The sequence below is a fragment of the Janthinobacterium sp. B9-8 genome, from assembly GCF_000969645.2.
GTDB lineage: Bacteria > Pseudomonadota > Gammaproteobacteria > Burkholderiales > Chitinibacteraceae > Iodobacter.
Window position 1 is genome coordinate 3,942,943 of sequence record NZ_CP014222.1, and the last position, 22,775, is coordinate 3,965,717.

23 protein-coding genes and 1 other RNA gene are annotated in these 22,775 nt (G+C 46.9%); 20 read left to right on the forward strand and 4 right to left on the reverse strand.

Annotated features, from left to right (window positions below; translation table 11 throughout):
- The first annotated feature begins 38 nt into the window (after positions 1-38).
- Together parC and VN23_RS17810 are read left to right on the forward strand one after the other, a co-directional pair.
- Positions 39-2,357, forward strand: a complete 2,319-nt coding sequence (parC, locus tag VN23_RS17805) for a DNA topoisomerase IV subunit A (RefSeq protein ID WP_062654957.1) — start codon at positions 39-41, stop codon at positions 2,355-2,357.
- 1 nt (position 2,358) lies between these two features.
- A complete protein-coding gene (locus VN23_RS17810) occupies positions 2,359-2,877 on the forward strand; it encodes a M15 family metallopeptidase (RefSeq protein ID WP_046353771.1) in 519 nt (172 codons plus the stop codon).
- 192 nt (positions 2,878-3,069) lie between these two features.
- On the opposite strand, the gene VN23_RS17815 is transcribed toward VN23_RS17810, so the two are convergent.
- Complete coding sequence (locus tag VN23_RS17815; RefSeq protein ID WP_082752834.1) at positions 3,070-4,026, reverse strand: AraC family transcriptional regulator; 957 nt, start codon at positions 4,024-4,026, stop codon at positions 3,070-3,072.
- Positions 4,027-4,042: 16 nt separating this feature from the next.
- A complete protein-coding gene (gene thiD, locus VN23_RS17820) occupies positions 4,043-4,888 on the reverse strand; it encodes a bifunctional hydroxymethylpyrimidine kinase/phosphomethylpyrimidine kinase (RefSeq protein ID WP_046353773.1) in 846 nt (281 codons plus the stop codon).
- A gap of 59 nt (positions 4,889-4,947) precedes the next feature.
- On the opposite strand from thiD, the gene VN23_RS17825 reads away from it, so the two are divergent.
- From VN23_RS17825 to hemL, 5 genes are all read left to right on the forward strand, one after another.
- Positions 4,948-5,112 (forward strand): rubredoxin, encoded by a 165-nt coding sequence (locus VN23_RS17825; protein WP_046353774.1) that lies wholly within the window; start codon positions 4,948-4,950, stop codon positions 5,110-5,112.
- A 10-nt stretch (positions 5,113-5,122) separates the two neighbouring features.
- The gene (locus VN23_RS17830) at positions 5,123-5,959 is read left to right on the forward strand and encodes a M48 family metallopeptidase (protein WP_046353775.1); all 837 of its coding nucleotides are present in this window, start codon (positions 5,123-5,125) and stop codon (positions 5,957-5,959) included.
- A complete protein-coding gene (locus VN23_RS17835; protein WP_046353776.1) occupies positions 5,959-6,381 on the forward strand; it encodes a CopD family protein in 423 nt (140 codons plus the stop codon). The genes VN23_RS17830 and VN23_RS17835 overlap by 1 nt, the downstream gene beginning before the upstream one ends.
- Positions 6,382-6,399: 18 nt before the next feature.
- Positions 6,400-6,861 carry a CYTH domain-containing protein gene (locus VN23_RS17840; RefSeq protein ID WP_046353777.1) on the forward strand — a complete coding sequence of 154 codons (462 nt, stop codon included), beginning with the start codon at positions 6,400-6,402 and terminating at the stop codon, positions 6,859-6,861.
- Positions 6,862-7,054: 193 nt separating this feature from the next.
- Positions 7,055-8,335 (forward strand): glutamate-1-semialdehyde 2,1-aminomutase, encoded by a 1,281-nt coding sequence (gene hemL, locus VN23_RS17845; protein WP_046353778.1) that lies wholly within the window; start codon positions 7,055-7,057, stop codon positions 8,333-8,335.
- Between the two features lie 137 nt (positions 8,336-8,472).
- On the opposite strand, the gene VN23_RS17850 is transcribed toward hemL, so the two are convergent.
- On the reverse strand, positions 8,473-8,976 hold the full coding sequence (locus VN23_RS17850) for a TlpA family protein disulfide reductase (RefSeq protein ID WP_046353779.1): 504 nt from the start codon (positions 8,974-8,976) through the stop codon (positions 8,473-8,475).
- Positions 8,977-9,345: 369 nt separating this feature from the next.
- Between VN23_RS17850 and ylqF the strand changes: the two genes are divergently transcribed.
- The 12 genes from ylqF to VN23_RS17905 all read left to right on the forward strand — a co-directional run bounded on the left by ylqF (position 9,346) and on the right by VN23_RS17905 (position 19,157).
- A complete protein-coding gene (ylqF, locus tag VN23_RS17855; protein ID WP_046353780.1) occupies positions 9,346-10,245 on the forward strand; it encodes a ribosome biogenesis GTPase YlqF in 900 nt (299 codons plus the stop codon).
- A gap of 113 nt (positions 10,246-10,358) precedes the next feature.
- On the forward strand, positions 10,359-10,559 hold the full coding sequence (locus VN23_RS17860; RefSeq protein WP_046353781.1) for a hypothetical protein: 201 nt from the start codon (positions 10,359-10,361) through the stop codon (positions 10,557-10,559).
- Positions 10,556-10,870, forward strand: coding sequence for a cell division protein ZapA (locus VN23_RS17865; RefSeq protein ID WP_046353782.1), 315 nt, complete (start codon positions 10,556-10,558; stop codon positions 10,868-10,870). Before VN23_RS17860 ends, VN23_RS17865 begins: the two co-directional genes overlap by 4 nt.
- A 22-nt stretch (positions 10,871-10,892) precedes the next feature.
- Positions 10,893-11,069: non-coding RNA, 6S RNA (gene ssrS / locus VN23_RS17870), on the forward strand.
- A gap of 18 nt (positions 11,070-11,087) precedes the next feature.
- Positions 11,088-11,702 carry a 5-formyltetrahydrofolate cyclo-ligase gene (locus VN23_RS21595; protein WP_052746822.1) on the forward strand — a complete coding sequence of 205 codons (615 nt, stop codon included), beginning with the start codon at positions 11,088-11,090 and terminating at the stop codon, positions 11,700-11,702.
- Positions 11,703-11,919: 217 nt separating this feature from the next.
- On the forward strand, positions 11,920-14,469 hold the full coding sequence (gene ptsP / locus VN23_RS17875; protein WP_046353783.1) for a phosphoenolpyruvate--protein phosphotransferase: 2,550 nt from the start codon (positions 11,920-11,922) through the stop codon (positions 14,467-14,469).
- A gap of 140 nt (positions 14,470-14,609) precedes the next feature.
- Positions 14,610-14,843 (forward strand): PTS transporter subunit EIIB, encoded by a 234-nt coding sequence (locus VN23_RS17880; protein ID WP_052746823.1) that lies wholly within the window; start codon positions 14,610-14,612, stop codon positions 14,841-14,843.
- A 57-nt stretch (positions 14,844-14,900) separates the two neighbouring features.
- Complete coding sequence (gene ptsG / locus VN23_RS17885; protein WP_046353785.1) at positions 14,901-16,664, forward strand: PTS glucose transporter subunit IIBC; 1,764 nt, start codon at positions 14,901-14,903, stop codon at positions 16,662-16,664.
- A 106-nt stretch (positions 16,665-16,770) separates the two neighbouring features.
- Positions 16,771-17,433 (forward strand): phytanoyl-CoA dioxygenase family protein, encoded by a 663-nt coding sequence (locus tag VN23_RS17890; protein WP_046353786.1) that lies wholly within the window; start codon positions 16,771-16,773, stop codon positions 17,431-17,433.
- Between the two features lie 91 nt (positions 17,434-17,524).
- A complete protein-coding gene (locus VN23_RS17895) occupies positions 17,525-17,719 on the forward strand; it encodes a PspC domain-containing protein (protein WP_052746824.1) in 195 nt (64 codons plus the stop codon).
- Between the two features lie 80 nt (positions 17,720-17,799).
- Positions 17,800-18,279: a hypothetical protein gene (locus VN23_RS17900; RefSeq protein ID WP_046353788.1), complete on the forward strand. Its 480-nt coding sequence runs from the start codon at positions 17,800-17,802 to the stop codon at positions 18,277-18,279.
- The gene (locus VN23_RS17905; RefSeq protein ID WP_046353789.1) at positions 18,279-19,157 is read left to right on the forward strand and encodes a DMT family transporter; all 879 of its coding nucleotides are present in this window, start codon (positions 18,279-18,281) and stop codon (positions 19,155-19,157) included. The genes VN23_RS17900 and VN23_RS17905 overlap by 1 nt, the downstream gene beginning before the upstream one ends.
- A gap of 34 nt (positions 19,158-19,191) precedes the next feature.
- Here VN23_RS17905 and VN23_RS17910 read toward each other — a convergent pair whose 3' ends face one another.
- Entirely contained in the window at positions 19,192-21,210 is a 2,019-nt protein-coding gene (locus tag VN23_RS17910; RefSeq protein ID WP_046353790.1) for an NADPH-dependent 2,4-dienoyl-CoA reductase, read from the reverse strand.
- Between the two features lie 300 nt (positions 21,211-21,510).
- Here VN23_RS17910 and VN23_RS17915 point away from each other — a divergent pair, with 300 nt between their 5' ends.
- Positions 21,511-22,761 carry an AmpG family muropeptide MFS transporter gene (locus VN23_RS17915; RefSeq protein ID WP_046353791.1) on the forward strand — a complete coding sequence of 417 codons (1,251 nt, stop codon included), beginning with the start codon at positions 21,511-21,513 and terminating at the stop codon, positions 22,759-22,761.
- Positions 22,762-22,775: the final 14 nt, after the last annotated feature.

Sequence of the window (22,775 nt, forward strand, 5' to 3'; positions counted from 1 at the left end):
ACGATATAGAACCTAATGATGCCGACGAGTTGGAAAGCATCGCAGATCAAGGCCCGCGCCGTTTTGTTGAAGCGCAGATCTCTGCTACTCCAGACGATGCCGAATCCGTACAGCTAGGCTTGTACGCAGAAAAAAGCTATCTCGAATACGCGATGAGCGTGATTAAAAGCCGCGCCTTACCCCAAGTGGAAGACGGGCAAAAGCCGGTACAACGCCGTATTCTTTACACCATGCACGGCCTTGGCCTAGTGGCCAATGCCAAGCCGATTAAATCGGCGCGTATTGTCGGTGATGTGATGGGTAAGTACCACCCGCACGGCGATCAATCTGCTTATGACGCGCTGGTGCGTATTGCTCAGGACTTTTCGCTACGCTATCCACTGATCGATGGTCAGGGGAATTTTGGTAGCCGCGATGGTGATGGCGCTGCGGCGATGCGATATACCGAAGCACGCTTAACACCCATTGCCGAACTACTGCTGAGTGAGCTGGATAAAGGCACTACCGATTTTGTGCCTAACTACGATGGCGCATTCCAAGAGCCTTCCTTGCTGCCCGCACGTCTGCCTATGCTGCTGCTCAACGGCGCATCGGGAATTGCGGTGGGGATGGCAACAGAGATCCCGGCGCACAATCTGGGCGAAGTTGCGGATGCTGCCATTGCGCTGATTAAAAAGCCTACGCTGACGACCAGTGATTTGCTCAGCTATATCCAAGGGCCGGACTTACCCGGAGGCGGGCAGATTATCTCGCCACGCAAGGATATTGTGACGGCCTATGAAAATGGCCGAGGCAGCTTAAAAGTTCGTGCCCGCTGGACCAAAGAAGATCTAGCCCGTGGCCAGTGGCAGATTGTGATTAATGAATTGCCACACGGCACTTCCACGCAAAAAGTGCTGGAAGAAATTGAAGATTTAAGTAATCCAAAAATCAAAAAGGGCAAGAAAGCCCTAACTCAAGAACAGATTCAAACCAAGCAGCTGATCCTATCTTTAATCGATAGAGTTAGAGATGAATCGGGCAAGGAAAACGCCGTTCGCTTGGTGATCGAGCCCAAATCATCGCGGCAAAATCCAGACGATATGATGAAGCTGCTGCTGGCGCACACAGCACTAGAAAGTGGTTTATCCATCAATATGGTAACCATCGGTCGTGATGGCCGACCTGGGCAAAAGTCACTACAGCAAGTCATTGCCGAGTGGGTTTCTTTCCGTTTTGATACCGTCACCCGCCGTACGGAACATCGCCTTGGGCAGGTGAATGATCGTATGCATATTTTGGAAGGCCGCTTAATTGTCTTCTTAAATATCGACGAAGTGATCCGCATTATTCGTCATAGCGACGATCCAAAAATAGCCTTGATTGAGGCGTTTAATTTAAGCGATCGCCAAGCCGAAGATATTTTAGAAATTCGCTTACGCCAATTAGCGCGTCTGGAAGGCATTAAGCTTGAACAAGAATTGGCTGATTTAGCTAAAGAAAAGGCAGAGCTTGAGCACCTTTTAGCGACGCCAGATGTGATGCAAAAACTGATCATCAAAGAAATCGAAGCAGATAAAAAGAAATTTGCGGATCCGCGTAGAACACTCATCGTAGAAGCAGAACGGGCCTCGCTCGAAGTCACAGTAGTGGATGAGCCGGTCACAATTATCTTGTCTGAAAAAGGCTGGATGCGTGCCCGCCAAGGCCATGCGCTCGATCTGCAAAACCTTAGCTTTAAAGACGGCGATACGCTGCTGGCCTTTATTGAATGCCGTTCTATCGACCCAATTGCGATGTTTGGCACAGATGGCCGAGTCTATAGTATTCAAGCTTCGGTGATCCCGGGCGGTAGGGGCGACGGTGCACCGGTCACTACTTTGGTTGACCTGACGCCTAAGTCACAAATTACTCAGCTACTTGCCGCCAAGCCACAAGATCATGTGGTCATCGCTAATTCTAATGGTTATGGTTTTTACTGCTTATTTGAAAACTTAATGAGCCGCCAAAAAGCAGGCAAGAGTTTCCTGAACTTGGAGGAAGGTGAAACATTACTCAAAGTATCTACCTTTGTTCCACGTGAAACATCGCAAGTTGCTTGCCTGTCTAAAGGTGGCAAATTACATCTATTTGCCTTTAGCGAGTTTAAACAACTAGCGGGCGGCGGACGGGGAGTGATTACCATGGCTTTGGATGATAAAGATACACTCTCCGCGATTACCGTTTGTGATGGTGCCACTTTAAAAATCAATGGCACAGGGCGCGCAGGCAAAGCCGTTGAGTGGGTGTTGAATGTGAATGAAATGGCTCCTTATCAAGGGAAACGCGCCCGTAAAGGTAAGCCAATCAGCTCTGCTTTAAAGTTTCCGGGTTTTTAAGATGACACCACTGCTTGCTGCAGCATGGGCAGATCTGGGTATTCCGCTAGATTTGCTTAGCCGCCGTCCTTTGCAATTATTTGAAGAAGCCAGCGAGCTAGTCAATGTAGCTATCGCCAGTGATGGCCGGGTGTGGCAGCTCACCCCGAATGCGGCCGCAGCATGGCTGGCAATGCAAGCTGCTGCACAGGCAGATGGCGTCGATATCCAGATCGCCTCGGCGTATCGGGCTTCGAGTCGGCAGTGTGAATTAATTCAAAGAAAGTTGTCACAGGGGCAGGATATCGAGCAGATCTTGCAAGTGCTTGCCCCGCCCGGCTGCAGCGAGCACCACACCGGCCGCGCTGTCGACATCTACCAACCCGGCGGCCCAGTGGTTGAAGAAGCCTTTGAAGCCACGCCCGCATTTACTTGGCTAAATCTCAACGCCACGCACTTTGGCTTTAGCCTATCGTTCCCACGCGGCAATCCATCCGGCTATCTCTATGAGCCTTGGCATTGGTGCTGGCATCACATGTAGGGTGGACAAGACGCTTTTTCTTGCCCACGCGGTTGATATAGATGCATCATTTTATGGATGCCGGATTGCCGCGTGGGCACAAAAAATTGCCCATCCTACAAAACATAATTCAAGCCTTGTTCTTCTCCGTGAAATCCGTGTTCTCTGAGTCCTCCGTGGTTCAAGATTTGGGTTTTCGCTATACAACATCGCTTATTTATCATTCACCACCGTCGTTACCAGTTTTAATAGCTCAGGCAAAATCTCTGGCAGCCGGTCCTGAATACTGCGCCCCGGCAGAAGTGGCAGGCAAAGATCGTAGCGGCCATCGTAATAGCACTCCACTCTTGGCCGCTGCGGGTCTAGCATCCAGCCCGAGTAAGGCAGCCACACCAGCATAAGATCACGCCAGCGCGGGCCAATATCGGCGCTGATCCCCAAATGGCTAAATACAGCCCAACGCCCCGCAGGGCGCTGATACTCGCCTATATGCCGAGGCAGTTTTAAATGCCGTGGAATAGCCACTGCCGCATCGTAACGTCGCCGCTCGGCAGGCGTTGTTGCCGGATCGCTCCATACCAAGCCAAACCAATGATCCGCCTTGATATCAATCGCATGGCATTGCTCTTTAAAACCCGCCAAGAGTTGCTCTAAATGAAAGCCATAATCACCTACAGCTCGCTGATAAGCCATACGTTCGGCAGGCCATTCTTCTAAGTTGATGCAGGCTTCAACTTCATCCCAGCTCCAAATTCGATCGACATCGGTGCCCGCAATCGTTAATCCAGGACGATAAGACATCGCGCCTAAATTATTAGCAATCCAGCAAATCGCGACGGCTCGCCCAGCGCGTAAATCACTCGGCGTAAAACCAAAGCTGCGGCTAAAGGCCCGGCTAAAGGTAGCAGGGGAAGAGAAACCGACTAAATCAGCCACCTGCCCAATCGACAAATGCGGAGACCATTGCAATAGCGAAGCGGCAACTTCTAAACGGAGTTGCCATAAAAACGCCTGCGGGCTATCACCATATTCACTTTGAAAGCGGTGTGCTAAATGCCAAGGCGAGTAATGAGTCACATCGGCTAGATCAGCCAATTGCAAAGGCGCAGCCAAGCCTCGCACCATGCGATCTATCGCTTTTTCTAACCGAATGCAGGGGGGGTTAGTCATGTTTCACGTGAAACAATTAGAGAACCTCATCCAGTGGGGTAATCGATAAATCTTCAGCAGGCCGCGCCCAAAAGAATCGATCAGGAATCAGCTGCCCCATACCAGGCCGGTAAGCAGCTAGCAGTGTTTGCCAAGTGTAATCTTGGGCCTCTTTAACGGCTTCGATAATCTCCGCACCATTGGCCAAAGCGCCAGTTAAGGCGGCGGCAAGTGTGCCACCCGCACCATAAAAACTTCCTGGTAATCGATCCCACGAATCCACACTGGCACGCCCCATATCACTGTATAAGCCGTTAATCACCTTTGGCGTATTTTCATGAGCACCGGTAATCAATACATATTCGCAGCCAAAGTCTAGAATTCGGCTGGCGGCAATATCGAGGGTTAAATCATCTTGCTCATCCGGATCGTCCGATGCTAAGTGCCTTGCATCGATACTATTGAGCGTCACTAGCGTGGTATGCGGCAATAATAATTCACGCATCATCGCGAGTAATTCTTCGGCAGCTAAGTGATCCCCAGCTTTGGTGAAAAATACAGGGTCTAGAATAAGCGGGATTTCTGGATAATCAGACGCGATTTCAGCAATCACGGTAAGTGTTTCAATACTGCCAATCAGGCCCACTTTAATGGCATCTACTTTCATATCTTCAAGAATACAGCGTGCTTGATCTTCTACCCATTCACTCTCAATAAGTAAAACATCTTGTTCGCCTGCACTATCTTGAATCACGATACCGGTCATTACTGGCGCCACATGGCAACCAAGGGATGATAAAGCAAGCATATCTGCAGCAAGTCCAGCACCACCGGATGGATCATTACCAGCAAATACAAGCACAATAGGGGGGCTGGTAGTCATGGGGACATTCACTGAATCAGGTAAAATTGAAATTTTATCTTACTTAACAGGTAACTCGAATGAAAAAATATATGTGTCTCATTTGTGGCTTTATTTATGATCAGGCTGAAGGCCTACCAAACGATGGTATTGCCGCCGGAACTGCTTGGGAAGATGTGCCTCCAAATTGGACCTGTCCAGATTGCGGGGCCAGAAAAGATGATTTTGAGATGATAGAAATCTAAAAGGATTGCTATGAAAAAGCTGATTAGCGCAATTATTCTTTCAGCCTTATTGCCAGGCTGTCAGCAAGTAAGTACAACGGAATCGGGTGCGACTCAGATTAACCGTAAGCAAAACATGAGCATGCTATTGTCTGAACAACAAGTCGACAATATGGCTAAGCAGTCTTACCAGGAAACACTAAATAAAGCGCAAAGCAAAGGCGTATTAAATAGTGATAAGCAAATGACAGCTCGAGTACGCAACATTGCTAATCGTATAATTCCGCAAGCTAGCGTATTTCGCCCGGATGCCAGTCAATGGCAATGGGAAGTGAATGTAGAAAATAGCCCAGAGCTCAATGCCTACTGCATGGCAGGCGGCAAGATTATGTTTTATTCAGGCATTATCGAAAAACTAAAGCTGAACGATGATGAAATCGCCCAAATTATGGGCCATGAAATCAGCCATGCTTTAAGAGAGCACAGCCGCGAGCGCATGAGCAGCGCATATAACAAGCAATTAGCCATGCAAGGCTTGTCGCTACTTACTGGCGGAAAATACGATGGTTATATGGGCATGGCCGATGAGCTGATGCAAGTAGGCTACTTTCTACCTAATAGCCGCGAGCATGAATCCGAAGCTGATACGATGGGCTTAGAATTGGCTGCCAGAGCAGGATATAAGCCGCAAGCTGCAGTTAGCCTATGGCAAAAAATGGCAGCCGCCAGTAAAGGACAGCCCGCAGAATTCCTATCTACTCATCCTTCAAATCAAACGCGTATTCAAGATTTACAAGCCAAAATTCCCGCAGTACAAGGCTTGTACGATACCGCAGCACGTAAGTATCCAACTAAAAAGGGTAATTAATGCTCTGGGTAAAAGCACTGCATATTATTTTTATTACCAGCTGGTTTGCGGGCCTGTTCTATCTGCCTAGATTATTTGTAAACCATGCCATGAGCACAGATCATGAAACGATAGCACGCTTAAAATTGATGGAGCATAAGCTGATCCGCTTTATGACGCCATTAGGTATTTTGGCGTTGATATTTGGTATCTGGCTTTGGTCTTACTTTGATTTTTATATGGGCCCGGGTTGGCGCTGGATGCATGCAAAACTCACACTCGTCGCCGTTTTAATCGCCTATCACGGCTTGTGTTGGAAAATATGCAAAGATTTTGCAAGCGACCGTAATACTCGCAGCCATCGCTGGTATCGTTTTTTTAACGAGATCCCTGTTTTAGTTTTAGCAGCCTGCGTTATTTTGGTGGTGGTAAAGCCTTTCTAAAAAACTTAGGTAAAAATAATGGCTACAGAAATTGAACGTAAATTCTTATTAAGTAGTGATGATTGGCGTAAAGAAGTGCGGCAATCTAGCCGAATTGCTCAGGGTTATTTATCCAGTGATCCAGAGCGGGTAGTGCGTGTTCGTTTACGTGGGACGCAAGGATTTATCACCATCAAAGGCAAAACAGCAGGAATTGAACGCCTAGAGTTTGAGTATGAAATCCCAGTTGCGGATGCTGAAGCCTTATTAAAATTGTGTCCAAATACATTGGATAAAACTCGTTATTTAATCGACTTTGCTGGGTATACTTGGGAGATTGACGAATTTCATGGTGAGAATGCACCATTGATTATCGCCGAGTTGGAATTACCTAGTAGCGATGCGGCCTATACCAAACCGGCTTGGCTAGGCGAGGAAGTATCAAATGATTCGCGATACTTTAATAGCTATCTTTCTGAGCATTGCTATTCAACTTGGTAATTAATTAAAACTTAAAAAATAAGCGCCCTATAAAAAAGGCGCTTATTTTTTTGTCTGATACTTATTAAAAAGTAGCAATGTAGTCGACAAACACAAACTACGTTGCACTACAAAATAGACAACAAGTGCGCAATGACGGTTTCTGCACAAGATCGATGGCGCTATGATATTGCTTTCTATTGTGGATTTCGTCATGAATCAAAACCAACAATTGTTTGCTGCCGCACAAAAGCATATTCCTGGCGGCGTAAATTCGCCAGTGCGCGCTTTTGGTTCTGTTGGTGGCACGCCACGTTTCTTTAAAAAAGGTCTCGGTGCCTATGTTTGGGATGTAGATGATCAGCGTTATATTGATTATGTAGGTTCTTGGGGCCCGCTTATTCTTGGCCACACTCATCCAGATGTGCTAGAAGCGGTGATTGCAGCAGCTAAAAATGGCATGAGTTTTGGCGCGCCAACGGCAGCAGAAGTGGAATTAGCCGATTTAATCTGCGAAATACTACCGTCTATCGAACAAGTTCGCCTTGTTTCAAGTGGCACTGAAGCCACAATGAGCGCTATTCGCCTTGCTCGCGGTTTTACTGGTCGGGATAAATTGGTGAAATTTGAAGGTTGCTACCATGGGCATGCAGATAGCTTGTTAGTAAAAGCAGGTTCTGGCTTGCTAACTTTTGGCAATCCTTCATCAGCTGGTGTACCTGCGTCAGTTGCAGCTGATACTTTAGTTCTACCTTACAACGATGTCGCTGCTCTGGAAGCATTGTTTGCAGAAATGGGCGATAAAATCGCAGCCATTATTGTAGAGCCCATCGCTGGTAATATGAATATGGTGCAAGCCAGCCCTGAATTTGTTCAAGCAATGCGCAAGTTGACTGAAAATTATGGCGCAGTTTTAATCTATGACGAAGTCATGACTGGTTTTCGGGTTGATTTGCAATGCACCCAAGGTTTGCACGGTGTGAAACCTGATTTAACTTGCCTTGGTAAAGTTGTAGGCGGTGGTATGCCGCTCGCTGCTTTTGGTGGCCGTAGCGATATTATGGCCAAGCTAGCACCTCTGGGGCCTGTTTATCAGGCGGGTACATTATCTGGTAATCCTGTCGCAGTTGCTGCTGGTTTGGCTACATTAAAGATTATTCGTGAAGACGGGTTTTTTAATCAATTGTCTATTCAAACTAAAAAAGTATGTGATGGTTTAATTCAAGTTGCTAAAGAAACAAATACTATTTTTTCTGCGCAAAGCGTAGGTGGTATGTTTGGTTTTTACTTTAGTAAAAATATTCCGCAATCATTTGCGGATGTGATGAATTCTGATCGTATTCGTTTTAATTCTTTTTTTCATGGCATGTTAAATAAAGGAATCTATTTAGCGCCTTCTGCATTTGAAGCGGGGTTTGTTTCTTCAGCACATTCTGATCAAGATATTTTGGAGACACTTGAAGCTGCAAAATTAGTATTTTTAGAAATTAGTTAATATATTTATTTATAATAAAAACGGCCTTTTGGCCGTTTTTTTATTGTCTATTAATATGTGGTTTTTATATGTTTGCTATTTTTGTTAACAAATACTAAGTTATAGTAACCATTTGATTTTAAAGGTTATTTATGTATTTATGAAGGTTTTTTTATTTCTTTTTCAATTAAATTTTCTATTTCTTTTATATCTGCAACACCTACATATTTTTTAATGATAGAACCATTTTTATTAATTAAAAATGTACTAGGTGTTAATCCTACATCGCCAAATGCTTTTGCAATTTTTCCATTTATATCATGTTGTATAAAGAATGGTAATTTTTTTTCTTGTACATAATTAGCAATATATTCTGGATTGTCATAATCCATAGCAATAGCAATTGTCTTATAGCTGTTATTTTTATATTTTTCTTGTAGCTTTATAAGTTCAGGCATTTCTTGAATACAGCCAGTGCAACTAGTTGCCCAGAAATTAACCAGAACGATTTGGTTTTTTAATGTAGACGGGTTTAAGTTTTTGCCTTCAATGCTGGTTAATTCTATATCTGGTGCTTGTTTATTTGGCGTTTGAAAAAGTAAATATCCAGCAATGCCTATGACAGTAGCTATAGCAAGTAAGTGTCGAGCATATTGTTTCATATCTATGGTCCTTGGCATGCAAGAAGCGGATTTTAGAACATTTTTGGTGTGTTTTGGGTTGGAAAATTTATTTACACCTTTTTTTCTTTTAATACTTCATTTAAGAAGAAAGATATAAGAACAACTAATAAGGAGTGATGTTTTCTGTGGATAAGTCATTTTTCCTTGTTTTTTCAACAACTTAAGTTATCCACAAGGCTGGGTGTTAAATCTGTTTGGCCTGTGGATAATTTGGAGATAGTTTTTTGGATTTTGCGGACTTGAAGGTTTTCCACAGTGGCACTTACTTTTATCCACAGGCCAAGTAGTTGATTTGATGGATCGTTTGATTTTTCACCGTATAATGGCTCGTTTTGACGGAGGGGTTCGATGGCGATCCAGTGGTTTCCAGGGCATATGAACACTGCCCGTAAGCAGGTTGCAGAGACCATGGCCAAGGTGGATTTGTTGATTGAGGTGGTTGATGCTCGTTTGCCATTGTCTAGTAGCAATCCCATGATTGAGCCGATGCGCCGCTTAAGGCAGCGTCCTGCTCTCAAGGTTTTGAATAAAGCAGATTTGGCAGATCCAAGGCTTAATAAAATCTGGCTTGAATGGTTTAAATCTCAGCCGGGTACAGAAGCGGTTTTGTTGGGTGAAGATAATAAAATTCAGGGTGCAAAGCTGATTCCTCAGCTGTGTCAGGCCTTAGCTCCGCACCGAGATGGTGAGGAAAAACCGCTTAGAGCAATGATTGTTGGGATTCCTAACGTTGGTAAATCAACGCTGATCAATCATTTAGCTAAGCGTAAAATTGCGAAAGTAGCGGATACGCCGGGTGTGACCAAGATGCAGCAACGCGTTGAAACGCTGGCGGGTATGATTTTGTACGACACGCCAGGTTTGATGTGGCCCAAAGTGCAGAATGAGGATTCGGGTTATCGTTTAGCAATGGCCGGATCGATTGGTCGAAATGCTTATGATGAAGTGGATGTTGCTTTGTACGCGATTGAAACGTTGATTGAGCGTTACCCGCAATTATTGCTAGATCGTTATAAATTGAAAGATTTATTAGGTGATGCAGAGCCGCTTTTTGAGCTGATTGGTAAGAAACGCGGTGCGATGTTATCGGGCGGACGGATTGATACGCAAAAGACGGCAGATATGATTCTGACTGAGTTTCGCGGAGGTATATTAGGGCGAATTACTTTGGAGACACCAGACGATTTCTTAGAAATGCCTGTGTACGATCCTGATGATGAAGCTGAGTTGCCAGATCCGGATTTGTGAACGAAACTGGGTACTGCATATCGTTTACTGAATGAAAAGAGTCATTATCTGCGCGGCGTATTCTGGAAAATTGTCTTAGAATCCGTCTGCTCTGCTGCCTATGGAAGTCATTGATGGAAGCTGAACTTTTAAATCTTGAAGATAAAGTAAGCCAACTGGTTCTGCTTTGCCGTGAGCTACGTGATGAGAATCGTGGCTTAAGGCAGAAGTTATTGCAGACACAGCAGCACAATCAAGGCTTGTTGGCGAAGATAGATGGCAGCAAAGAAAGAGTTGCTGCTATTTTGGCCAAGCTGCCGGAGGATACAGAATGAGCGACGGGATTAAGCAACTCGATGTTTCTATCATGGGCCGTGAATTTCGTGTGGCTTGTCCTGAAAATGAAGAAGCGACGCTGATTCAGGCTGTAGAGCTCTTAGATCAGCGTATGCATGAGATTCGTGCATCTGGCAAGGTGATAGGGCTGGAGAAAATAGCGATTATGGCTGCGCTTAATATTACTCATGAATATTTGCATACGAGGGTTGATGGGGGTTTTGACATTGCGACAATTCAGCGTAGAATTGCCAGCATGAATTCAACGATAGATGCAGTGATGGGCGAACAGACAGAATTGTTTTCCTAACTTGCGGCTATTGTAAACCAATGCTTTCCTGCGGTGTTTGTTACGACTTGTCTCTCTGAACCAATAATTACTTTGGTTGCCTGCCATGAGTATGCCTGTTGTGAGCATCCCCCGTTGGATGCACCTGATGGCATCCGGTCGGTGACCGCTTGAACCTTCGGTTCAAGATTGCTCGTCGGACGGCACTCGCGGGAAGCTCTTCATTGTTTCACTCCACGTGAATATCACTTGTTTATCTGGCAAATCCGAAGTGCGGCGTTCGATACGCCGCACTCGCGCCCTGATTTCTCCTCTAGAAAGACACTTAGCAGAATTAGCTATTGTTGCGAAGGCAAAGCAGCTTGGCTTATTACGCCGTGGATTAAAAATCGCTGCGTATATTCCTGCAGGCAGTGAGTTTTCCCCTTGGATATTAATGCTGCGGGCTCTGGCGGGCGGTATAGATGTGTATGTGCCTAAAGTGCCAAAGCGGGGAAGAAAACTACAATTTGTGCGTTTAGATGCGCAGAGTCGGTGGAAACTAGGGCCGCACCGTATCCTTGAGCCACTGAATGGTGAAATATGTTCACCACGTGATTTAGATATCGTGTTTATGCCTTTAGTTGCTTTTGATTCCAATCTTGCCCGATTAGGGCAGGGTGGCGGTTATTACGATTGTACGTTTGAATTTAGACGCTGGCGGCGCGAGTGGAAAAAACCGCGTTTAGTGGGCTTAGCATTTGATGAGCAGCATGTAGAGCAATTGGCTACAGATCGCTGGGATTTACGATTGGATTACATCCTCACCGGTCAGCAAATTTGGCGTTGTCCACAAGGTGAAAAACAGCTTTAGTCTTGCTAATATTGCAAGAAAATTGAAATTTATAATAATTTATCATTTTTTGCACAGTACAAAATGCGTGTTTAATGAGAAAACGCAAATTGTTGCCATGACAAAAGCAATAATTACACAGTTATTTTTTTTGCCATAGCACTAAACTACAGCGCGATTGGCTTTAAAGCCGACATAAGAGTTTCTACAAGCACTGCCCCCCAATAATGAGGTTGCTATGAATAATTCGACTCAAGCCTCTCGGCTGGATCTTTTTGCACCGCTGTCAGGTGTTGTTGTCGCCATAGAATCGGTCCCTGATCCGGTGTTTGCGCAAAAAATGGTGGGTGATGGGGTATCGGTTGATCCAATTTCCAATCTGCTGCTTGCGCCTGTTGCCGGTAAAGTAACTCAGCTGCATTCGTCACGGCATGCCATTACCATCACTACGCCAGCCGGGATCGAAGTGTTGATTCATATTGGCTTAGATACCGTGATGCTGCGTGGCGAAGGCTTTATTGCCAAGGTTGCAGAAGGCACTGAAGTGAAAGTGGGCCAGCCATTGATTGAGTTCGATGCCGATTTGGTTGCTCGCAAAGCACTTAGCTTACTCACACAGATCGTGATTACTACGGGTGATAAGGTTGTTAAATATCTGCCAACAATCAAAAAAACAGTTGTTGCCGGTCAGGATATTGTTCTGTCCTTGGATTTAGCTGGCGCTACCGTAGTTGGTCAAGCTGTCGCTGCAGATGCTGCCATCCAATCTGCTGCTGTGATTGTGCCTAATCCAACAGGTTTGCACGCGCGCCCGGCTGCGGTGCTGGCGAATACAGCCAAAACTTTTAAATCAGATTTAAAAATGGTGCGTGCCGGTGATGAAGCGAATGCCAAATCGGTCGTATCGATTATGGGTTTGGAAGTGCAGCATGGTGATTCGGTTTTTGTAAAAGCAACAGGCCCTGATGCGGCACAAGCAGCCAAGGCCCTTGCTGAGCTGATTGCCAGCGGCTCTGGCGAAGACTGTGGCGGTTTATTAGCGCCTGCCGCGATTAAGCATCTTGCTAAGCCACAAACACGCCCGGCATTAAAATCGAATGACCCAAATGTACTGATGGGTGTATCGGCTTCACCTGGCCTTGCTGTTGGGCATATTTTCCAGGTCAAGCAAGAAGTGATCGACGTTGTTGAAGCGGGCGATGTGCCAGAGCTGGAAAAACGCCGCTTCGATAAAGCACTGAAAGAAGCGTACCAGCAGTTAGAAGCACTGAAAGGTGAAATTGCTGATCCGGCTAAGGCAGAAATCTTCTCTGCTCACCAAGAGTTATTGTCTGATCCGGATTTGCTTGATTTGGCGACTGCAGCAATCAGCCAAGGCAAGAGTGCTGGTTTTGCTTGGCGTGCCGCGTTTACCAGCTATGCTGATAAACTGGCTAAGCTGAAAAATGAAGTATTAGCAGGCCGGGCTAACGATATCCGCGATATTGGTCGCCGTGTATTGCGTCTGATTGCAGGCATTAAAGAAGCGGCACTTGAAGTGCCGAATGATGCCATTTTGATTGCCGAAGATTTAACACCGTCTGATACCGCCTCGCTGGATCGCAATAAAGTGCTGGGTTTTTGCACAATTGGTGGCGGCGCAACCAGTCACGTTGCTATTTTGGCCCGCTCACTGAATATTCCAGCGATTTGCGGCATTGAAGAAGCCGCATTGCAATTGGCCAATGGCACACCAGTGATTCTGGAAGGTAGCAAAGGCTGTTTACGTTTGAATCCTTCGGCCGAAGAAATCGGCAGCATCCGTGAGCGCCAAGTGAAGCTGGCTAAGCGTCAGGCTGAAGAGCTAGAAGCAGCATTTGAGCCTGCTACAACGACTGATGGTATTTGTGTTGAAGTGGTAGCCAATATTGGCGGCCTAGAAGAAGCGCAGCAATCGGTGAAGTTGGGGGGTGAAGGTGTGGGTTTGCTGCGCAGCGAGTTTTTGTATCTTGAGCGTACCGAAGCGCCAACAGAAGCTGAGCAAGACAAGATTTATAGCGATATCGCTAAATCGCTAGGTAAAGATCGTACCTTTGTTGTGCGCACTTTGGATGTGGGCGGCGATAAACCACTGCCATACCTGCCAATGCCGGTTGAAGAAAATCCATTCTTGGGTGTGCGCGGTGTGCGTTTATGCCTGGCCGAACCAGAATTACTACATACCCAGATTCGTGCCATCTTGCGCTCTGCCGAGCATGCAAAGCTTGCCATCATGTTCCCGATGATTACGTCTCTGGAAGAGGTTCGTGAGGTAAAGCGTATCGTTGCGGAAGAAAAAGCAGCTTTGGGTATTACTGCGCTAGTACAAGTCGGAATTATGGTTGAAGTGCCTGCAACGGCGGTGATGGCAGAAATTTTTGCCCGCGAAGTTGATTTCTTCTCGATTGGCACGAATGATTTAACTCAATACACCTTGGCGATGGATCGTGGCCACCCTAAACTGGCTAAAGAAGCCGATGCCATGCACCCGGGCGTGTTGCGCTTGATTGCTAACACCGTAAAAGGCGCGCACACCCACGGTAAATGGGTCGGCGTGTGTGGTGGTATTGCTTCCGATCCTTCAGCTGTGCCACTGCTTATCGGTATGGGCGTTGATGAATTGTCTGTTAGTGTGCCAGCTATACCTGCGGTAAAAGCATTGGTGCGCAAGCTCTCTAAGGCGGATTGCCAGAAATTGGCGGCTGAAGTGTTGCAAATGGGTACCGTGGCTGAAGTTCGTGCACGTTTAGCCCAGCAGTTAGCAGATTAAATCATGATCGTAACAGGCCGAAGCTGGCCTGTTATGTCAAGCGTATATGTCAAGCTTTAGTGTTTCAATTTATGCGGTGTTCAATGGATTGTGACATTACGAGTGATACGTGAAAATTAACTGTGGAAAAAGTAAACACAATGAGTGATAGCTTTCCTGTTCTGTTGGTGGCAGCCCTAGGTGGATGGAGCAATATTCGCTCCCTAGAACTAGTGGCTTTGACGCGTTTGCGGGTTGATTTAAATGATGTGAGCCGCTTTGATACAGAGCGCTTGCAACAAGCAGGTGTGTTAGCAGTGATGCCTTTTGCAAATCATGTCTACCATCTTGTTATCGGCCCTGAAGCCCCCCGCTATATGGAAATTCTGTCTTAATCTTGATTTATAGCTTGGTGCTTTTTTTACGCCTAAGCAGGGTCGAACGGAGAAATTATGTTTAAGAACGCATTTGCATTCTTACAAAAAATCGGCAAGTCGCTAATGTTACCGGTGTCGGTATTGCCGGTTGCGGGCCTGTTGCTTGGATTTGGTGCATCCAATTTTTCCTTCTTGCCGGAGGTGGTTTCACATCTGATGGCAGCGGGCGGTGGTGCGATTTTTGGTAACTTAGCGCTGATTTTTGCAATTGGTGTAGCGCTGGGCTTAACCGAAAACGACGGCGTAGCTGCAATTGCTGCGGTCGTCGGCTATGTCGTGCTTTTGGCAACCATGGGCGTGATGGCTCCGGTGCTGGGTACAGAGCCTGCCATGGTTATGGGTATGAAGGCGATGGAAACCGGCGTATTTGGCGGGATTATCGCAGGTGCTCTGGCCGCTGGCTTATTCAATAAATACTATCGCATCGAGCTGCCACCTTACCTTGGCTTCTTTGCTGGTAAGCGTTTTGTGCCAATTGCAACGGGTATCGCGGCCATTTTTGTTGGCGTGATCTTGTCGCTGATCTGGCCTCCAATTCAGGGCGCGATCAAAACATTCTCTGAATGGGCTGCGTATGCTGATCCGCGTATCGCTGCAACGCTGTACGGTTTTGTAGAGCGGATGTTGGTGCCATTTGGTCTGCACCATATCTGGAACGTACCGTTCTTCTTTGAAATTGGTAATTACGTGGTGGATGGCAAGCCTGCTGTGCATGGTGATATTGCTCGCTTCTTTGCGGGTGATCCTACTGCCGGTATTTTGTCTGGCGCGTTCTTGTTCAAAATGTTTGGTCTGCCAGCTGCTGCTGTTGCGATCTGGCACACAGCTAAGCCAGAAAATCGCGTCAAAATTGGCGGGATTATGATTTCAGCTGCGCTGACATCATTTATGACCGGTATTACCGAGCCAATTGAATTTGCCTTCTTGTTTGTGGCTCCACAGCTGTATGTTATTCACGCCTTCTTGGCCGCATCTACCCAGTTTGTTGCTAACTCGCTCAATATCCATATGGGCTTTAGCTTCTCACAAGGTGGTATCGACTTCCTGATGTTTAACGCTTTGGGTAAATACGCGCAAAACTGGTGGTTAATTCTGCCTTTGGGTGCGGTTTATGCAGCTATTTATTACTCGGTATTCCGTTTTGTGATTGTGAAACTCAATCTGAAAACTCCGGGTCGTGAAGATGAAACGGCTGAAGAGCATGTTGTGGATAGCAGCGAACATGGCCGTGCACGTGAATTAGTGTTGGCTTTTGGTGGTCGCAGCAATATCAACGGCTTGGATGCATGTATTACCCGTTTGCGTATTTCGGTTAAAGATATTTCAAAAGTAAATCAGCCTAAGCTGAAAGCCATGGGTGCTGCCGGTGTGATGGTGGTAGGTAATGGCATTCAGGCAATCTTTGGTACGCAATCAGATAATCTGAAATCCGATATGGTGAATTACCTGAAAGTAGCTGGCCCGGAAGCGGATGCAGTAACTGCTCCTGTGCAACAAGCTGCAACAGCGGGTGTTCAGGCTGCAGCGGCAACTTCTGCAGGTGACATCAATGGTAAAGCCATGCAAATTCAGGCTGCCTTGGGTGGTATTGCCAATATCCGCAAGCTGGAAGCCATTGCGGGTACTCGTTTACGTGTAGAGCTGGCAGATGCTTCACGCCTTGATGAAGCGGCTTTAAAAGCGGCTGGCGTAGAAGGTGTGATGCCGCAGGGCGATCAAGTGTTCCATTTGATTGTTGGTCAGCAGGCTATTGAGGTTGCCAGTGTTTTAAGTAAATAAACGCTTAGTTCTCTATAAAAACCCGCCAGTGATGGCGGGTTTTTTTCGTTTAAATACAGAGTAATGGTAAGCTTGATGTCAAAATACCTTGTTAGTGTAGATAAATATGAATGCACTTGAGCGTGATGGCTTTACTTTGGTTTCTGCCTTATTAAGCCCTGCTGAATGTAGAGTCATTGCTGGGAAGATTGAAACGATGCGCTGTGCCTCTGTAGGAACACGGCGTTTATTATCGCAAGATTGGTGCCGCTCTCTGGCTGTAAAAATTCGCCAGCATCCTGCTTTATCACCATTGATCCCAGCAGGCTTGGTTGCGGTGCAGTGCACCTTTTTTGAAAAATCAGCTTCCCGCAATTGGCTGGTCGCAGTGCATCAGGATTTAAGTATTCCTGTGGCAGAGCGCATTGAGCATTCTGCTTTGCAGGGCTGGTCGGTCAAAGAAGGCCAACTGTATGTACGAGCGCCTGTTGAGGTATTACAGCGGTTGATTGCGGTGAGGATTCATTTGGACATGTGCGGGGCAGATGATGGCCCACTACGCTTGGTGCTAGGATCGCATTTGCAGGGCTTGGTGACGGCTGAGTGTGCTGCGTTAGCTCGCCAGCAAGAAATCGTCTGTGTGGCTGAAGCAGGTAGCGCGCTATTGATGCGGCCCTTACTTTTGCATTCTTCTTCAAAATCATCAGGGAAAAGTCAGCGGAGGGTTTTGCATTTTCTGTTTGCCCCCTTAGAGCTTCCTTTGGGGCTCCGCTGGAGTGATACAGTTTGATTGGGGTATTTGTTTGATTATTTGCAAAGTAGAAACGTGTTATTTTTTGCGGAACGGATTTTAAATCGCAGTGCTAACTAGGAAATAAATCATGAATAAAGTATTACGTAGAAGTAACAACGATCAGTGGATTGCCGGTGTGATGGGTGGCTTGGCTGATTATATGGGGATAGGCTCAGGCAAGTTGCGCCTGATTTTTGTGATTGTGTCTTGCTTATCGGCGGCGTTTCCCGGTATTTTTGTTTATTTGATTCTGTGGTTTTTGATGCCTAAGCAAGGCGCTTGATCCTTTATTTAGTATGACTGGTTAAATCGTTTTTTTAATTAAAGGCGCTATATTTGACTTTACTTACTCTTAATCGTGGCATGCATGCCAATGTGCAAATCAGGCCGCGGTGGCCTGCTCAGCAGGTGCAGGTAGATTTAGATGCATTTAGCAAATTGCAGCGTATTCAGACGAAATTACCAGAGCATATTGGTTTGATTTTGACCCGGGGCTACGAAAAGAAAGAATCTCATCTTGGCTTCGCCCGCAATAAGTTTCGTGCTCTGGGTATCAGCGCATTTCGCTTTTGTTATTCCAGCAGGCAAAGTGAGATTGCTGCTATTTTTGGAAGCAATGGCCATGACGTGGACGGCACACATATTGATGTGTCTTTTCTTCTGTATGGGCGTCGTGTACGGCTATTACCTCTGAGCGTGTTTACCCCACTATTTTGGCAAAAACGTCGAGTGGAGCGATATTCACTTCCGCTGTGTCAGGTAAAAGAGGCCCTTATCAAGGAAGGTTTTCGAATTCACTTAAATTCAACTGAAAGCCTGCAAATACACTGTGATCTTGGCTGATGCCGCTTTCTGCTTTTGCTTTGGTTATTCTTGCGGGCTTTATCCACTCTTTGTGGAATATTGCGGCGAAAAAAGCCGGTGGAGACGTGCGCTTTGCTGGTTTTTCCAGCCTAATCATCATGGTAGTTTGGGCTCCGGTTGGTATCTATTATGGCTGGAACATCGTGCCAAGATGGGGAGGGCGCGAATGGGCGTTTGTTTCCCTCTCCGGTGTATTACATGTGCTGTATTTTGTTGCGCTGCTGCGAGGCTATCGTAAGGCTGATTTAACCGTGGTATACCCGATAGCGCGTGGTTCCGGGCCGCTGATTGCATCAATATGTGCGATATTTTTGCTTGACGAAGTATTGTCCTTACAAGGCATGCTAGGAATGTTGGCGGTTGTAGCTGGCGTGTTTTTAATTGCTGGTGGGCCAAAAATTTTTAAAACAATGCAGGATGTTCGCCAAGGGCCACGCATACATCAGGGGCTATTTTATGGCCTGCTCACAGGCTTATTTATTGCCAGTTATACGGTTTTAGATGGCTATGCAGTTAAAGTTTTATTACTTTCACCCATTTTGCTGGATTACTTTGGCAATTTTATTCGTATCGTTTTCTTAGCTCCGCCTTTATTAAAAGACACGGCCACTACGCTCTCTCTGTGGAAAAAACAATGGAAATACGCGCTGATTGTGGCGTTGATCAGCCCTATTTCTTATGTTTTGGTGTTGTTTGCCATGCAGACTGCTCCACTTAGCCATGTTGCCCCTGCTCGTGAAGTCTCTATGCTGTTTGCTGCTTTAATTGGTGGGCAGTTACTTGGAGAGGGCGATCGGCTATTGCGTTTGCTTGGGGCCGTATTTATTGCTACAGGTGTGATTGCGTTAGCGATGTAAAAATGGGCTTGTGAATCACAAGCCCATTTTATTTTTAAAACGCCATCGCCAGATTAAAGCCTTCGGCAATGGCGCGTTTAGCGTCTACTTCACCGGCAAGTAGCGCTCCGCCAATGCGATGAACGGGTGCACCGGCGGCGCTGAGTTCATCCCAAAGTGTAGTGACGGATTCTTGCCCAGCGCAGAGCACGATTTGATCGACTTCAAGGCAGATCTCTTCATTATTTTGCTTGATATGCAGGCCTGCATCGTCGATTTTCAGGTATTCAACTGAGCCAAGCAGGTTTACGCCGCGTAATTGCAAGGTGGCGCGGTGCACCCAGCCGGTGGTTTTGCCGGGGCCGCTACCTGGTTTGCCTTTGCTGCGTTTTAATAGCCAGATTTCGCGGCCACTAGGCTGCATGGCAGGTTTGGCTAAGCTGCCCGCACTGCTCATGCTGGAATCAATACCCCAGTCGCGGATAAAGTTGTCTGTGGGGCTGAGATCGCTATGGGTTTCGGATAGGAACACCGCGGTATCAACGCCAATACCACCTGCGCCAATAATCGCAATTTTTTTGCCGGGTTTTACTTCGCCGCGCAGCAGAGCTGGGTAGGAAACCACGCTTGGGTGGGTGATGCCTGCAATATCTGGCACACGCGGTTTTACGCCGCTGGCAATCACGATTTCATCAAATTCACCAGCCAGCTCGGCGGCATTTGCAAAGTGATTGAGCTTTATATTTACGCCAAGATAATCGAGCTGATTACGGTAGTAGCGCAGTGTTTCGGTGAATTCTTCTTTGCCGGGGATGCGCTGGGCAATACCAAATTGGCCACCAATGGCAGTGCTTGCTTCAAACAGCGTGACCTTGTGGCCTCGGCTGGCCGCCGCAGTAGCACAAGATAACCCGGCTGGGCCTGCGCCAATCACGGCGATGCGTTTGGTTTGCTGTGTTTTGGCTGCAATCGGGAATTCAGTTTCGCGGCAGGCGCGAGGGTTGACTAGGCAAGAGGCTGGTTTGCCTTCAAACACATGGTCGAGGCAAGCTTGGTTACAGGCGATACAGGTGTTGATCAGATTGGCGGTCTTGTTCGCGGCTTTATTGACAAAATCAGGGTCGGCCAAGAGCGGGCGAGCTAAGGACACCATATCTGCATCGCCACTGGCTAAAATATGCTCGGCAATTTCTGGGGTATTAATGCGGTTTACCGCGATCAGTGGGATGGACACATGGTCTTTTAGTTTGCGCGTGACCCAGCTAAAGCCACCACGAGGTACGGCTGCGGCGATGGTTGGAATGCGTGCTTCGTGCCAGCCGATGCCAGTGTTAATCAGGGTGACGCCAGCGGCTTCAAGCGCTTGGGCAAGGATAATCGCTTCGGGCAGCGTGCCGCCGTCTTGGACTAAATCGAGCAAAGACAGGCGGAAAATCACAATAAAATTGGGACCAACCGCAGCGCGGACGGCTTTGCTGATTTCAACTGCAATACGCTGGCGGCGGGTGGCGTCTCCACCCCATTCGTCATCACGCTGATTGACATGGCTGCAAAGGAATTGGTTAATCAGATAGCCTTCCGAGCCCATGATTTCCACACCATCGTAACCCGCGCTCTGTGCCAATTTAGCGGTATTGGCAAAATCAGCAATGGTGCTGGCGATTTCTTCCACGCTTAAAGCATGCGGCGTAAACGGCGTAATTGGTGAAGCAATGGCCGACGGGGCCACGCTAGCGGTGTGGTAGGCGTAGCGGCCCGCGTGCAAAATTTGCAAACAAATTTTGCCACCCGCATCGTGCACGGCTTGGGTAATCGGCAGATGGCGTGGGATATCGCTCTCATCGGCCAGCATGGCTGCATCTTCATAAATACGACCTGCTGCATTGGGCGCGATGCCGCCTGTAACGATCAGGCCCACACCGCCTTTTGCGCGTTCGGCATAAAAGGCGGCCATGCGTTCCGGGCCATCGGGGGCTTCTTCAAGTCCAGTGTGCATAGATCCCATCAGGACGCGATTTTTAAGGGTAGTAAAGCCCAGATCGAGGGGGCTTAATAGCTGCGTATAGGTCGACATCGGTGCGTTTCCCAGCAATTGTATTAATTAGAGATCAAGCTGATTTTTCTTTTCTTTCTTGGTGCTAAATAGCTGCGTTTAGGTTGAAATTGCGGCGTTTCCAAACGATTGTTTGAATTAACATTAGCCTGATTTCTCTAGCTTGTCCTATTGGGGTTTACCAGCAGAGCGCAGGATATGGCGTGTTTGCTTACCATTTTGGTAAAAATAGCCTGTGTATTTTTGAATAATCGTCTCAGCTATGGCCTTGAAATGTTGAATTTAAGGTAAGGTAATGCCTCCATTTTACCGCCAGATACTATGACTACTACTCACTGGAAATCGCTCTTGTTTTCCCGGCGCATGCTTATCTGTGTGTTTACCGGATTTGCCTCGGGTCTACCTCTGTATATCCTGCTTAACTTAGTCCCTGCATGGTTAAAAAGCGAAGGTGTTAATTTAAAAGCGATTGGTTTTTTTGCGCTGATTCAATTCCCATTTACGTGGAAATTTATTTGGGCTCCCTTATTAGATCGCTATGCTTTGCCAGGCTTAGGCAGGCGGCGTGGCTGGATGCTACTCACACAAGTTGCCTTGCTGCTTTTAATCGCCTCATTAGGATTATTTAATCCCAAGTTAGATATATGGTCGATTGCCTATCTTGCCACCGCATTGGCTTTTTTTAGCGCCAGCCAGGATATTGTGCTTGATGCTTATCGGCGTGAAATTCTTAGTGACGAAGAATTGGGCTTGGGTACGTCGGTGCACGTGAATGCTTATCGGATTGCCAGCCTGATTCCCGGTGCGTTTTCTTTGATCTTGGCCGATCATCTGCCGTGGGCGCAGGTGTTTATGATTACCGGTTTGTTTATGCTGCCGGGTATTTTAATGACACTTTTGGTAAGCGAGCCACAATTAGTCCGCCCGCCTAAAACATTGCGTGAGGCGGTGATTGAGCCTTTTCATGAGTTTATGACCCGCCACGGCTGGCGCAATGCCATGTGGATTCTGGCTTTTATCTTTTTATATAAATTAGGCGACAGTATGGCTACGGCCTTGGCCACGCCGTTTTATTTAGAGTTGGGCTTTAGTAAAACAGAAATCGGCGTGATTGCTAAAAATGCGGGGCTATGGCCTGCGGTGTTTGGCGGCATTGTGGGCGGCGTATGGATGTTAAAACTGGGTATCAATCGTGCGCTGTGGTTATTTGGTGTGGTGCAGGTTGTTTCGATTTTAGGTTTTGCATGGCTGGCGACAATGGGGGCAGATAAAGTTGCTTTGGCGATTGTTATTGCATTTGAAGCCTTGGGCGTTGGGCTGGGAACGGCTGCATTTACGGCTTATATCGCCAGAACGACTGATGCGCGTTATACCGCAACTCAGTTCGCCTTGTTTACCAGTCTGGCAGCAGTGCCCCGCACCTTTATTAATGCCAGCACAGGATGGTTGGTAGAGCAAATGGGCTGGATTAACTTCTTCTTCCTATGCACCGCGCTGGCGATTCCAGGCATGCTGCTGTTATTTAAAGTAGCACCGTGGAACAGCGAATCAGAGCGTGAAAAAAGTTTGTAGGCTCAGAAGATAAA

Coding starts and splice junctions, on each gene's coding strand:
- VN23_RS17810 (WP_046353771.1), top strand. CDS start 2,359: ATGACACCACTGCTTGCTGCAGCATGGGCAGATCTGGGTATTCCGCTA.
- VN23_RS17815 (WP_082752834.1), bottom strand. CDS start 4,026: ATGACTAACCCCCCCTGCATTCGGTTAGAAAAAGCGATAGATCGCATG.
- thiD (WP_046353773.1), bottom strand. CDS start 4,888: ATGACTACCAGCCCCCCTATTGTGCTTGTATTTGCTGGTAATGATCCA.
- VN23_RS17825 (WP_046353774.1), top strand. CDS start 4,948: ATGAAAAAATATATGTGTCTCATTTGTGGCTTTATTTATGATCAGGCT.
- VN23_RS17830 (WP_046353775.1), top strand. CDS start 5,123: ATGAAAAAGCTGATTAGCGCAATTATTCTTTCAGCCTTATTGCCAGGC.
- VN23_RS17835 (WP_046353776.1), top strand. CDS start 5,959: ATGCTCTGGGTAAAAGCACTGCATATTATTTTTATTACCAGCTGGTTT.
- VN23_RS17840 (WP_046353777.1), top strand. CDS start 6,400: ATGGCTACAGAAATTGAACGTAAATTCTTATTAAGTAGTGATGATTGG.
- hemL (WP_046353778.1), top strand. CDS start 7,055: ATGAATCAAAACCAACAATTGTTTGCTGCCGCACAAAAGCATATTCCT.
- VN23_RS17850 (WP_046353779.1), bottom strand. CDS start 8,976: ATGAAACAATATGCTCGACACTTACTTGCTATAGCTACTGTCATAGGC.
- ylqF (WP_046353780.1), top strand. CDS start 9,346: ATGGCGATCCAGTGGTTTCCAGGGCATATGAACACTGCCCGTAAGCAG.
- VN23_RS17860 (WP_046353781.1), top strand. CDS start 10,359: ATGGAAGCTGAACTTTTAAATCTTGAAGATAAAGTAAGCCAACTGGTT.
- VN23_RS17865 (WP_046353782.1), top strand. CDS start 10,556: ATGAGCGACGGGATTAAGCAACTCGATGTTTCTATCATGGGCCGTGAA.
- ptsP (WP_046353783.1), top strand. CDS start 11,920: ATGAATAATTCGACTCAAGCCTCTCGGCTGGATCTTTTTGCACCGCTG.
- VN23_RS17880 (WP_052746823.1), top strand. CDS start 14,610: ATGAGTGATAGCTTTCCTGTTCTGTTGGTGGCAGCCCTAGGTGGATGG.
- ptsG (WP_046353785.1), top strand. CDS start 14,901: ATGTTTAAGAACGCATTTGCATTCTTACAAAAAATCGGCAAGTCGCTA.
- VN23_RS17890 (WP_046353786.1), top strand. CDS start 16,771: ATGAATGCACTTGAGCGTGATGGCTTTACTTTGGTTTCTGCCTTATTA.
- VN23_RS17895 (WP_052746824.1), top strand. CDS start 17,525: ATGAATAAAGTATTACGTAGAAGTAACAACGATCAGTGGATTGCCGGT.
- VN23_RS17900 (WP_046353788.1), top strand. CDS start 17,800: ATGCATGCCAATGTGCAAATCAGGCCGCGGTGGCCTGCTCAGCAGGTG.
- VN23_RS17905 (WP_046353789.1), top strand. CDS start 18,279: ATGCCGCTTTCTGCTTTTGCTTTGGTTATTCTTGCGGGCTTTATCCAC.
- VN23_RS17910 (WP_046353790.1), bottom strand. CDS start 21,210: ATGTCGACCTATACGCAGCTATTAAGCCCCCTCGATCTGGGCTTTACT.
- VN23_RS17915 (WP_046353791.1), top strand. CDS start 21,511: ATGACTACTACTCACTGGAAATCGCTCTTGTTTTCCCGGCGCATGCTT.